Here is a 12,834-nt window from a genome sequence, read left to right on the forward strand (position 1 = left end):
GTGATATATATGTTAATGGAATACGTAAGAGTATTTATTGTAGGTGGAATTATATGTTTAATAGCTCAAGTAATGATGGACTACTTTAAAATGCAAACTCCATATGTTATGGTGACATATGTAACAACTGGTGTAGTTTTAACTTTTCTAGGACTTTATGAACCATTAGTTAAGTTTGCAGCAGCAGGTGCAACAGTTCCTATAATAGGATTTGGATATTCACTTGCCAAAGGAGTAATAAAATCAATACAAAGTGATGGATTTTTAGGTATTTTCCTAGGTGGAACAACTGCTACAGCTGGTGGGATAGCCGCAGCTATATTTTTTGGATATATTATGTCGGTAGTATTTACACCAAAAGCAAAACCATAAAACCACTTAAATATATGATAATTTTTTGTATAAAGTAGGTAGATATCTTTTTAGATTCTACCTATTTTTTTATACTTACAAGCGTTTACATAATCAAGTTGACAATTATTTACAACATGGTGTAGTATTATATTAGCAAAAATAAAATGAAGTGAAGTAGGGGATAAAGATGGTAACTATTAAAGATATTGCAAGGAACCTAGGCATTAGCTATTCAACTGTTTCTAGGTGCTTAAACAATAATCCTAATGTATCTGAAAAAACAAAAAAGAAGGTAGTGGAAGAGGCTAACAGGCTAGGGTTTCATTTTAATGTAAATGCGAGAAATCTAGCAAAAAAAGAAACAAATAGAATAGGGGTAATCTTTTCAAATAATTTTAATCATCAAGACACTAGAAAATTTTTTAGTGATATAATGGACAGTTCTATAAATTCTATTGAGACTAATAAGTACGACTTTATAATACAGCCCAATAACAACATTAGTGGTGATAGTAATGTCTATAAAATGGTTAATGGACAAATGGTTGATGGATTAGTAATAGTGTCTCAATCAATAAAAAAAGAAGAGTATGAGTTTTTAAAAGACAATAATTTTCCACACGTATTCATATATTTTAAGCCATCTTTTGTAGGAGAGGTAGATAACTTCTTTTGGGACGATAACGTATATGGAGGCTATATAGCTACTAAACATTTAATCGACCATGGTCATAAAAATATAATAACAATAACTTCAGAAGATAAGAGTTCAAAAATGCATGAAGATAGAACCAAAGGGTATTTAAATGCTATGGAAGAAGCTAATTTAAAGACAGATGTAATTGAATCTAAAATGGATTTTGAATCTCAAGTTGAACTATTAAGAAATCATATTGATAAAATAAAAAAGGCTTCAGCTATATTTGTGCAACAAGATGTACCAGCTATTTCTATAATACAAGAATTAAAAACTACTTATGGTATAAATGTACCAGAAGACTTATCTGTAATAGGATATAATAATATTGAATTAATATCTTACTTTAGGTCACACTTATCGACAATAGATGACCCAAGAGAGCAAGTTATAAAAAATGGAGTAGATAGTTTAGTAAATACAATAAATAAAAAGAGCACAGAACATATCCCAAGAAAACTTTATCCAAGACTAATTATAAGAAACAGCGTTAATAGAATAAAAGACTAAAAGTAATCCAGTTGATTATAGAATTTAATATCAATAAAAACTTGAATAAATAAAAATACTGGAATGAAAGTTCATTCCAGTATAAAATCTAACTTTTGAGTCTCGGTACAACATTGAGATTTATTATTTTTTAAGTAGTTTCATTAAGATAGTTTTTTATAAAATCAATAAACATTCTTGTTGACTTGTTTAAAAATTTATTATCTGTCCAATATAGCTCAATAAATTGCTCACATCTTATATCATTAATAGGTAATAGTTTAATAGAAGATTCATAATCTATACACCATGATTTTTCAGGAATAAATCCAACTCCATGACCTTCTTTTATCAAATTATAAACGGTTGAAGGAGAATCACATTCAAAACCTACATTAGGTTCAAAGTCAGCATAGTTACAAAATCTATCTGTAATTTTTCTGAAATTTGTACCTTCATCTAAACATATAAAATTCTCATCTTGTACATCTTTAAAATACACACTATTAAGCTCTGATAGTGGATTGCTGTAAGGTACACCTATAAATATTTCTTCACTAGTTAATACTTCATAATTTGATGACTTAAATTCAAAGCAATATGAAGTAATACATATATCAAAATCGTAGTCAAATGTTGATTTTGGAATATGTTGCATTAATTTGAATGAAATATTTGGATGTAATTTTTTAAATTCACTAAGTACATCTAAAATTAACCCTGATGCAGTAAGTACGATTAATTTGATTTGGTCAAATTCACTACAAGCTAAATCTTTTATTTCTTTGGTTGATGTATCTAATAAATTAAGTATAGAATCAACTCTTTTAAGGAAAATATTTCCACGATAGTTTAATTTAATAGACCTTCCTTTCCTGTCAAATAATTTTACACCTAAATCCATTTCAAGTAGAGCTATACTTTTGCTAAGTGCTGACTGTGTTACATGTAATTGCTTAGCAGCATTAGTCATATTTTCAGTACAAGCTACAACTTGAAAATATTTTAATTGTAATAAATCCATGATGCTTAATCCTCCTTTTACTTTATGACTAAAAGCATATAAAAATAATGAAAAATTTATATTATACATTGTCTATGAGAGAATATATAATTAAATCACTAATACTTATATTGTAAGAAAATTATAAAAATTGCAAGGAGGTATAAAAATGAAAGGAATTAAAAATGCTCTGATAGCAGCCTGTATAATTACAGTATTGGCTGAATTAATTGGGCCTATTTCATTTAAAGTTATGGGTATTAATATAACTTTACTTAGTATACTATGGGCTATCTTTATAGGTATGGCTGTTTCACCTCATTTGTTAGGAAGGGTTATACCAGCTTTAAAAAAGTTTATAGGAGATAATGAAATAAATGTATCTCCATATCTTTTATCTTTAACTCTATATCCATTAGGAATAATGTTTGGAATTAATGCAGGTCCTAAAGTTGGTATATTACTTCAAGCAGGACCAGCACTTTTATTACAAGAGTTTGGTCATATGGGTACAATGTTGATAGCATTACCTGTTGGAGTAGCACTAGGTCTTGGAAGAAGTGCATTAGGAGGGACTTTTTCATTATGTCGTGACACAGCACTAGGAATTATTGGGGATAAGTATGGATTAAATTCACCAGAAGGTATAGGAACATTGGGAACTTATATAAGTGGTAGTATCTTTGGAACATTATTATTTTCATTTTTGGCACCATTGGGTGTTCTTATAGGCTTTCATCCATATGCTTTAGCAATGGCATCAGGAATGGGAAGTGGTTCTATGATGGGGGCTGCAACAGCATCATTGATGAATACTGTCCCAAATATGTCTGAACAGATTTTAGCTTATTCAGCTACCAGTGGATTGATTACAGCTGTTACTGGAATATACATAGAATTATTTTTATCATTACCAGTTGCTAATTATTATTATAGTAAAGTGGCTCCGATTATTGAGAAGTTTAGAAGTAGAAAAAAAACAAAAACAAGAGATGTCTTATAATGGAGGATGTATAGATGGAAAAGACTTTGAAGACTATTATGGAACAGATAAAAATAGTAATGTTCATATATATTATTATTTGCTTTGGACAGGCTATAGCACTTAAAACACAGGCTAAAGATTTGTTGATTGGAAGTGTATTTGGGTTTATATTAGTAATAATTGCTATTGTAATAAAGAATTTTGTTAAGAGACCAAATTTACCAGGTTTTGCATGGGCGACTTTAGTTGCGTTTGTATTATCACTTCCCATATCACCAGTTGGAGATTTTATAGCAAGTAATATAGGAAAAATCAATTTTATGTCTACAGTAACACCATTATTAGCTTTTGCAGGAATTTCTGTAGGTAACCAATTAGACATATTAAAGACTTTGAGTTGGAAGCTAGTAGTTATATCATTTATAGTTATGACATCTACTTATTTTGGTTCTGCTTTTATATCTCAAACAGTTCTAAAAATAAATGGAATGATTTAAGGAGGTAGTAAGTATGAAAGAATTAAAATTAAAAATCAAAGAAGATATAAAGCTGTTATCTGATGAGAAAAAAGCATCATTTGAAAAGGTATCCAAATCTTTATTTGAAAATCCAGAATTAGCATTTGAAGAATTTAAATCACAAAAAGCATTATGTAATTTATTAGAAGAAAATGGATTTGATGTGACAAAGGGTGTAGGAGGATTAGAAACATCTTTTGAGGCAGTATACTCAAATGGAACTGGTGGAAAGACAGTAGCTTTTCTAGCTGAATATGATGCACTTCCAGGTATGGGACATGCTTGTGGACATAATATAATAGGTACAAGTTCTGTTGGAGCGGGTATTATTTTAAAAGAAGTTATAAAAAAATATGATATAGAAGGAACTGTAAAAGTATTTGGAACACCTGCAGAAGAAAGAGTAGGTGGAAAAATAACTATGATTAGAGAAGGGGTATTTAAAGATGTAGATGCTGCATTAATTTTACATCCATGTGATGCTTCAATACCTGATGATATATCATTTGCTCAAGTTAACTTAAAATTTGATTTTAGTGGAAAAGCTTCTCATGCTGCTGCTTATCCTTGGGAAGGAAGAAGTGCATTAAGTGGAGTAATAGCATTATTCAATAGTGTAAATAGCATGAGATTACATCTTAAAGATTATGCAAGAGTACATGGAATTATAACTGATGGAGGTAGTATACACAACATAATTCCTGAAAAATCTATAGCTATATTTAATGTAAGAGCATTAAGTATAGAATACCTAAATGAAATTTGTGATATGCTTAAAGATTGTGCTAAGGGAACTGCAATTTCTACAGGAACTAGTGTAGAAGTAATTCAATTAGATGAGATATATAAAGAGATAAAAAATGATTCAAGATTGGTAAATATAGTTAGAGAAAATTTTGAAGTATTGGGCGAAGATTATATTGAAAGAGATTTAACTCAAGGTATTGGTTCAACTGATACTGGAAATTTAACTCATGAAATACCTGCAATACAAGCATATATAAAATTAAAAGAAAACACTGCAACTCATACAGAAGAATTTGCTGTAGCTGCTGGTGGCGAAGAAGGAAAAATAGCACTTATAAAAGCAATTAAAGTACTAGCAATGTGTGGTGTAGATGTTTTGTACAGTAAATAATGTATTACTAAAAAAATACATGAAGAAAGGAGACTAAATATGATATTAAAACAAGTATTAGAGGTTTATGACATTTTAGACAAATCAACTGCAAGTGGAGAAGAAGTGAAGACATACTTACAAAGCTATGGTGGAGAAAATATAATAGTAAAAAAGCTATCATCAAGTAAAGGTTCTACAGACTTAGTTAAGCTTACAATTGCTGGTAAGAATGGTAAATTAAACGGAGGAAATGCCCCTACTCTAGGTATTTTAGGCAGACTTGGAGGTATTGGAGCAAGACCAGATGTAATAGGTTTTGTTTCAGATGGTGATGGAGCATTAGTAGCAATTTCAGTAGCAGCGAAACTTTTAGATATGCAACGAAAAGGAGATGTGCTAGAAGGAGATATTATAATTTCTACTCATATTTGTCCAGATGCTCCAACTAAAGAGCATTATCCTACACCTTTTATGGATTCACCAATAGATATGACAACTATGAATGAAAATGAAGTTGACAGTAGTTGTGATGCAATACTTTCAATCGATACTACTAAAGGTAATAGAATAATCAATACTAGAGGATTTGCAATATCGCCAACTGTCAAAGAAGGGTACATATTGAAAACTAGTGATAATCTTTTAGATATTATACAGACTGTAACTGGAAAATCTCCATTTGTATTTCCTTTATCTATTCAAGATATAACACCATATGGAAATGACCTGTATCACTTGAATAGTATTTTACAGCCAGCAGTTGCTACAAATTCTCCAGTAGTTGGAGTAGCAATTACTACAGAAATGCCTGTTGCTGGATGTGCTACAGGTGCAACTCATTTTAGTGATTTAGAGTCAGCTGGTAGATTTGCAATTGAAGTTGGCAAATTATTTGGTGTAAATAAGTGTGATTTTTATGATAAGGAAGAATGGGATATACTTATCAAAAGATATGGGAAATTAAACGCATTCCAAACTTTTGGTATACAATAAGCAAAAAATATAAAGTTTATATAGTTTGTAATATATAAATATTATAACAATCGCCACATTAATTATAATTACTAAAAAAGGAGTGTCTCATCGAGGATTTCTAAAAATCACTTTGAGGCAACTCCTTATATTTTTGTTTGAATTTTAATTATTTATTAATAGTTAAATGTAATCTTTTATTAAACTATGGTGTTGTATTTCCACCACCATCAGGAGGGGTGACAGTACCACCACTGTTTCCACCATTGTCAGGAGGGTTAGTAGTACCATCACTGTTTCCACCATTGTCAGGAGGGTTAGTAGTACCGCCACTGTTTCCACCATTGTCAGGAGGAGGAGTAGTACCGCCACTATTTCCACCGTTATCAGGAGGAGTAGAGCCACCACCATTATTACCTGAATTATTGTTGTTATTATTGTTTTCTTCTTCTTGTTGATTATTATCTGGTTTCTTTGTATCTTCAGGAGATGGCTGAGAACTTACTCTAGAAGGAGCAGTACCTTCAATAAATGCTGCTTTAGAGCCAGAAGATTGCTTTCCTCCATCTTCTAAATTAATTTTTGTAAAATATACATTTTTAGGAACTTCAAATTCAGTAACTGTTAAATTTGCATGTATTTTTGCCATGATTTTTTGCCAAAGTTTTGCTGTACTAGTACTTCCATGTGGAACATCTCTACGTTTTATAGTGTTACCAGCATCATCTTTTCTACCAGCATCATCTCCAATGTATGTTGCTCCTACATAATAAGGTGTATAACCAACAAACCAAGCATCATATGCGCTATTTGTAGTACCTGTTTTACCTGCAACAGGCATTCCTTTAGGAAGTGATGCAATACCACCTGTACCTTCAGTAATTACACTTTCTAACATATCTGTAACAACATAAGCTACTTCTGGGTCTACAACTTTATGCTCTTCAGGAGCGTTTTTAACTAATAATTGCCCATCAAAAGTAGTTATAGTAGTGTAAATAGATGGTTCTACATAAACTCCTTGATTTGCTAATGTACCATAAGCAGCAGCCATCTGAAGTGGAGTAATACCACTTGCCATACCACCAAGTGTTAATGCTGGGAACTGTCTATCAGTTGCTCCTGTTTGGCTATTTTTAACAGTTGTTATACCAAAGTTCTTTAAGTAGTCCATCATTATATCTATACATTCATCATAAGAATCTCCAAGCATCTCAGCAGTTTTAACTGCTATTGTATTTGAAGATTTAGCAAGAGCTTTACGTAAACTCATAGAGCCATGACCACTAGTGGTAGTTCTTGGATTCCATTTAGTGTTTTCTTCAAATTTATATCCTCCTCTAACATCATTTAGAGCAGTTGATTGTGTAATCTTTAAAGTATCAATAGCTGGTGTATAAATTGCTAGAGGTTTTATAGAAGAACCTGGCTGATGAGGGCTAGTAGCACGATTTAAAGTTTTTCTGCCACTTATGTTTCGGCCTCCAGCTAGTGCTCTTATTTCACCATTTTTGTAATCTAAAATTACCATTGCAGACTGTGGCTGGCTAACGCCATCAGGTCCAACCATATGTCCTGGGAAATTGCTATTTTTATCAAATTCTTCTTCCAAAGCATCCTGCATTTTAGGGTCTATAGTTGTATTTACAATTAGACCACCATTGTAGAATAAGTTTTGAGCTTCATCATTTGTATGTCCTTGTTCCATTAGGGCATTTATAACTTCACTTTCAATAAGGTCTTCTACAGATGAAGAAACTTTATCTGCTGATTTAGGTAATTTTATTTCTATCTTAGCATTAATTGCTTCATCATATTCTTTTTGTTTTATATATCCTAGGTCTAGCATTTTCTTTAGAACAACTTCTTGTCTTTTCTTAGCCTCAGGGTTGTTTATAGCTTTTCTAACAACTAATGTACCTGCTTTTAGCTGTCTATAAGTATCACTAGATATAAGTTCCCAAGTTTTTAATTTCTCAATCATATCAAAGTCTACTTGAGTTGGGTCATCTAAATCATCATCAGTTGTATTAACAAAAAATAACAACTTATTCTCTAAGTCACTCTTAGTTTCATTTCCATCTAATTTAGAAGTTTTGTAAGCTGAAAACCTAGATGGATTTTTAGTTGAACCAGCAAGAAGTGCTGACTCAGCTATAGTAAGGTCAGATGCAGACTTATCAAAATAACCACGTGCACCAGCCTCAGCTCCTGCAAGACCCTTTCCAACGAAGAAGTTATTTAAATAAGTTTCTAGTATTTTGTCTTTACTTACTGTCTTACTCATCTCATATGCATAATAAATATCTTTTATTTTACGAGGTAGAGTTTGTTGCTCAGTAGTCAATAACATCTTAGATACCTGCATAGGAATAGTACTACCACCTTGCTTAGTACCAGTAAGAGTTTTTAATACTGATCTAAATAAACCTTTAATGTCAACACCCTTGTGTTCATAAAAACGTTCATCTTCTATTGCAATTACTGCATGTTGAAGATGAGTTGAAATTTTATCTAATGGAACGGGTGTCTTTTTATTTACACTTGGAGCAGTAGATAATGTTTTTCCATTAGCGTATTTAATTGTAGTTGTCTGGTTTGTTTGCTTGTCTAAAACAGCTTCTGTAACTGGAGAGACATCTCTTAATGATGCAAATACTAATCCAGCAGTACCTGCTGCACCAACAACTAATAAAACTAAAAATACTATACCAAATACTCTTAGTTTTTTAAATTTATCGCTTTTCTTAGATTTCTTCTTGCTTTTAGTTGAATGAGTTTTGTTAGCTGAATTTCTATTAACTGGTTTATTTGAGCTACTAGATGAACTAACCTTTTTTCTTCTTATTTTATTTCCATTTTTATCATTATCGTTATTCATAAGATTTTAACCTCCTTACTTAATGCAATATTATAACACAAATAGGAGTAATTTTGTAATTAATAGAAAAAATGAATTTGCTATAATATTCTGTACATTGTAGATATGTATAAACAAAATGTATTAATAAGTCTATATTTTTATTTATTTATTTTTGACAAATATTATAAAAATTATGCCAAAGTTACATATAAATAAATAGGAGGGGATAAATTTGAATAGGATAGTAGATAGAAAAAAGAAAAATGAATTTAGAAAAATTGTAGCTATTTTCTTGTTAATTCTTTTCTTGTCTGTATTTATAGGCAGTTTCATATATATAGATAAAAGTTTAAGACCAACAATTACAGTTTTAGCAGAAACAAAAGCTCTTGAATTGGCAAACAGGTCTATAAATAAAGCTGTTGCTGAAATGGTAGAAGGGAAAATAAATTATGAAGATTTAATGGATATACAGCTTGATAATAACGGAAAAATAACTATGATACAAGCAAATACTATTATGATGAATGAAATTGCATCTGCAATAGCTTTAGAAATACAAGATGAATTAAAAAAAGGTAAAACAGCAGATTCTTACATACCTATAGGAACAGCATTAGGAAGTCCTATATTAGCTAAATACGGCCCTAAACTTGAAGTATCTATTGAACCTATAGGAACAGTATCAGTAAACTTTAAAACGGAATTTGAGTCTTCAGGCATAAATCAAACAAGACATAGGATATATTTAGAAGCTCAAACTCAAGTGAAAGTAGTAATCCCACTTATAACTTCAACAAAACAAATTAAAGCTCAGATACCTATCTGTGAGACTATAATAGTAGGTGATGTTCCAGAAAGTTATGTAAATATACCTGAAAAGAACCTTGGCAATGTTTTACCTAACACTGGAAAAAATGCTAACAAATAATATTAATGATATTTATTTTTTAATAAATTTGAAATAATAGTTTATAAATAAAAATTATGTCAATAATAAGTAATAAATAAGAATCAATATAGTTGTAATAAAAATTAATATAATTGTAATAAAAATTTATGTTTTAAAGTATGTAAAATATTTAATATATTTGGTCTGTAGAGTGAAGAATTATGTCTTCAGACCAAATATATTATAAACATTTATTTAATGATGATTTAAGAGTTACAAATTACTTATATAATTTATTATCTAAAGCATCCATTTAATAAATACACCATAACCTACAGCTGGGTCATTTTCAATGGCATGAGAAACTGCTCCTATTATTTTATCATCTTGTACTATTGGAGTACCACTCATACCTTGTACAATACCACCAGTTTGAGCTAAAAGGTTTTTGTCAGTGATTTTAATTTTAAAACTTTTACTCTCAGGATGGTTTTGGTTTTCTATATCTATAATTTCAATATTATATTTTTTACATTCATTAGAGTTGTTTTGTAAAATTATTTGAGCTTTTCCCAGCTTAACTTCATTTAGTGAAGCTACCTTATATTTTTTTAAGCTAGAAATATCAAAGTTATTAATTTGACCTCTTATTCCAAAATCAGTGTTTTCTGTAAAACTACCAATAATATTTTCTCTTTTTGCATTTATACATCCAACACTACCTCGATAGGATTTTTCTATGTCGAGGTGCTTAGTTGTAGAAATTGAACCTGATTTTATAGGTATTTTTCTTGAATTACCAACACTTATTGGGTGACCTACGGCACCAAATTCTGAGGTTTCTGGATTGATATAAGTCAAAGTAGCAAATCCAGAAAGTAAGTTATTAAAACTAATTTTTTCTAATATGTGTTTAGTTGTTTTCATTGTTAAAAGTTGACCACCTCTATTTAATAAAATAGACACTGGTTTTTCTTCTGGTAAAGCGTTTAGTGTATTAGCAAAATCACTATATCCATCAACTTCTATATTATTTACTTTGATTATAGCATCACCTAATCTAAATGGAGATGCTTCACCAGGACTTCTAACGATGATATTTTTTAGTTCTGCATCAATTTGAAGAACATTTCCTATAGGTATTAAATATTGAGGTTCACTTTTTTGTAAATTTTGTGCATAAATTAAATTATTTGAGAAAAAATATAATAAAAATAAAAATGTTAAAACAATTGTAAATTTGGACTTAGCTAAGTTGTTTCTTTTACTTAAAGATTTATCTTTAAAATAAAAATTTTTAAATTGCATAGAACACCTCTTTCTTATTAAAATATTTTAATAATAAAATTGAAATTTTCTTGCTGCTTCAATATTATGTTGCTCAAGAATCAGTTTTTGATGCTTGGAAAACTGACGCAATAACTCCTTAGTTTTCATAAAAATAAATAAAATAAACAAGGTATATGATAAAATAGATACATATTCATATAAATTTAAAATAGATAATAGCTGTCTATCATTGAAAGGAGCAAAAGATGAAAAAATATAGATTGTTAGTTACTTGTATAATTGCCATGGGAATTATAATTATAGGTACATCAAATCCAGTTACCAATTTTTACAAGACAACAAATTTAATTAATTCAGGCACTACTAAAAATGAAAAAACAGATAAAGATGAAAATAAATCAAATTCAAAAAGCAAAAATGATAATAAGTCAGAGGATAATAAATCAGATAATAAAACAGAAACTCAAAAAAATAAAAAGTTTTTAATTTGTATAGACCCAGGGCATCAAGGAAAAGGGGATAGTAATTTAGAACCAGTAGCTCCAGGTTCTTCATCTCAAAAAGCAAGAGTATCTTCAGGAACAGAAGGTATAGCTACAAAGAAAGCAGAGTATGTTTTAAATCTTGAAGCATCTGTAGTTTTAAAAAATATATTAGAGTCTAAAGGTTACAATGTAATAATGACTAGAGAAACACATGATGTAAATATAAGTAACTCAGAAAGAGCAATACTTGCTAATGAGAAAAAAGCAGATATGGTTGTAAGAATACATGCAGATAGTTTAAATAATTCTTCAAAGACTGGTGCATCTATATTAGTTCCTGAGAAGGATGGAAAATATACAGCTCCTATATATGAAGATAGTAATAGATGTGCAGAATTCATCAAAACAAACATGGAACAAGCTGGGATACAGATAAATGGAATTGTTCAAAGAGGAGATTTGACTGGATTTAACTGGTCAAAAGTGCCAGCTGTATTAGTAGAGATGGGATTTATGAGCAACTATAATGAAGACCAAATGATGTCAAATCCAGAATATCAAAGAAAAATGATGCAATGTGTAGCGGATGGATTAGATGAATATTTTAAATAAAACATAAATAGAGAAAAAAATTGGGATGGTACTATTTTCCTAATTTTTATCTCTATTTTTTATTCAAATAATAGTGAAAAAGCAAATTACAAGGCTACATACCTGTTTGTATAAGAGACTACAAACCTACATTAAATGGAAAAATAGACATTTACATATATGACTATATTTTCATAATAAACCCTAACTATATAGTTTTGTAAAGTTAGATAATATTTAGGAAGAATTTAAAGCTGATATACTTTATTAAGAAAAGACCAAAAAAAGAAGAAAACAACAAAAAGAATTATGTGTATTATAGGAATAAAACTAAATAAAGAAAACTTTTTACTATCACGAGTTTTGATTAATGAAATAATATATGAGATAGGATATAAACCAGCAAGTAGCATAGTAATTAAAGCAATCACAGATTGTATAATCTCACTGAAAATCTTCCAGTTTACCATTCCTAAATCAGCAACAGAAATGATAGTTCCAATCCATGTTATTAGAGAAAATGGAATTGGCAATGCATAAATAATATAAATAATAATGAAGTATTTTTTCTGTTT

Annotated in this window: 12 protein-coding genes; 9 read left to right on the forward strand and 3 right to left on the reverse strand. The window is 29.8% G+C overall.

Translation table 11 applies throughout. The features are described from left to right. The first annotated feature begins 9 nt into the window (after window positions 1-9). Window positions 10-372 carry a stage V sporulation protein AE gene (spoVAE, locus tag IC758_RS04260; protein WP_227433401.1) on the forward strand — a complete coding sequence of 121 codons (363 nt, stop codon included), beginning with the start codon at window positions 10-12 and terminating at the stop codon, window positions 370-372. A 169-nt stretch (window positions 373-541) separates the two neighbouring features. Next, entirely contained in the window at window positions 542-1,561 is a 1,020-nt protein-coding gene (locus IC758_RS04265; RefSeq protein WP_227482987.1) for a LacI family DNA-binding transcriptional regulator, read from the forward strand. 130 nt (window positions 1,562-1,691) lie between these two features. On the opposite strand, the gene IC758_RS04270 is transcribed toward IC758_RS04265, so the two are convergent. Then, entirely contained in the window at window positions 1,692-2,564 is an 873-nt protein-coding gene (locus tag IC758_RS04270) for a LysR family transcriptional regulator (RefSeq protein ID WP_227482986.1), read from the reverse strand. Between the two features lie 148 nt (window positions 2,565-2,712). On the opposite strand from IC758_RS04270, the gene IC758_RS04275 reads away from it, so the two are divergent. Genes IC758_RS04275 through IC758_RS04290 form a run of 4 tightly spaced genes read left to right on the forward strand, consistent with a single transcriptional unit; the run spans window position 2,713 to window position 6,159 of the window. Continuing rightward, a complete protein-coding gene (locus IC758_RS04275) occupies window positions 2,713-3,546 on the forward strand; it encodes a DUF3100 domain-containing protein (RefSeq protein ID WP_227433398.1) in 834 nt (277 codons plus the stop codon). A 14-nt stretch (window positions 3,547-3,560) separates the two neighbouring features. After that, on the forward strand, window positions 3,561-4,025 hold the full coding sequence (locus IC758_RS04280; RefSeq protein WP_227433397.1) for a hypothetical protein: 465 nt from the start codon (window positions 3,561-3,563) through the stop codon (window positions 4,023-4,025). Between the two features lie 13 nt (window positions 4,026-4,038). Then, window positions 4,039-5,184, forward strand: coding sequence for a M20 family metallopeptidase (locus tag IC758_RS04285; protein WP_227860786.1), 1,146 nt, complete (start codon window positions 4,039-4,041; stop codon window positions 5,182-5,184). A gap of 39 nt (window positions 5,185-5,223) precedes the next feature. Next, the gene (locus IC758_RS04290) at window positions 5,224-6,159 is read left to right on the forward strand and encodes a DUF1177 domain-containing protein (protein WP_227433395.1); all 936 of its coding nucleotides are present in this window, start codon (window positions 5,224-5,226) and stop codon (window positions 6,157-6,159) included. Window positions 6,160-6,343: 184 nt separating this feature from the next. Here the strand turns inward: IC758_RS04290 and IC758_RS04295 are convergent, their stop codons facing one another. Continuing rightward, window positions 6,344-9,019, reverse strand: a complete 2,676-nt coding sequence (locus IC758_RS04295) for a transglycosylase domain-containing protein (RefSeq protein ID WP_227860787.1) — start codon at window positions 9,017-9,019, stop codon at window positions 6,344-6,346. Window positions 9,020-9,233: 214 nt separating this feature from the next. Here IC758_RS04295 and yunB point away from each other — a divergent pair, with 214 nt between their 5' ends. Then, a complete protein-coding gene (gene yunB, locus IC758_RS04300; protein ID WP_227433393.1) occupies window positions 9,234-9,932 on the forward strand; it encodes a sporulation protein YunB in 699 nt (232 codons plus the stop codon). Window positions 9,933-10,193: 261 nt separating this feature from the next. Here the strand turns inward: yunB and IC758_RS04305 are convergent, their stop codons facing one another. Continuing rightward, a complete protein-coding gene (locus IC758_RS04305; protein ID WP_227433392.1) occupies window positions 10,194-11,201 on the reverse strand; it encodes a SpoIVB peptidase S55 domain-containing protein in 1,008 nt (335 codons plus the stop codon). A 227-nt stretch (window positions 11,202-11,428) separates the two neighbouring features. Between IC758_RS04305 and IC758_RS04310 the strand changes: the two genes are divergently transcribed. Next, the gene (locus IC758_RS04310; RefSeq protein ID WP_227860788.1) at window positions 11,429-12,280 is read left to right on the forward strand and encodes an N-acetylmuramoyl-L-alanine amidase family protein; all 852 of its coding nucleotides are present in this window, start codon (window positions 11,429-11,431) and stop codon (window positions 12,278-12,280) included. A gap of 342 nt (window positions 12,281-12,622) precedes the next feature. Further along, window positions 12,623-12,799 carry a hypothetical protein gene (locus tag IC758_RS04315; protein WP_227433390.1) on the forward strand — a complete coding sequence of 59 codons (177 nt, stop codon included), beginning with the start codon at window positions 12,623-12,625 and terminating at the stop codon, window positions 12,797-12,799. Window positions 12,800-12,834 lie beyond the last annotated feature (35 nt).

Origin of the sequence: Clostridioides sp. ES-W-0016-02 (assembly GCF_020641035.1) — a bacterium.
GTDB lineage: Bacteria > Bacillota > Clostridia > Peptostreptococcales > Peptostreptococcaceae > Clostridioides.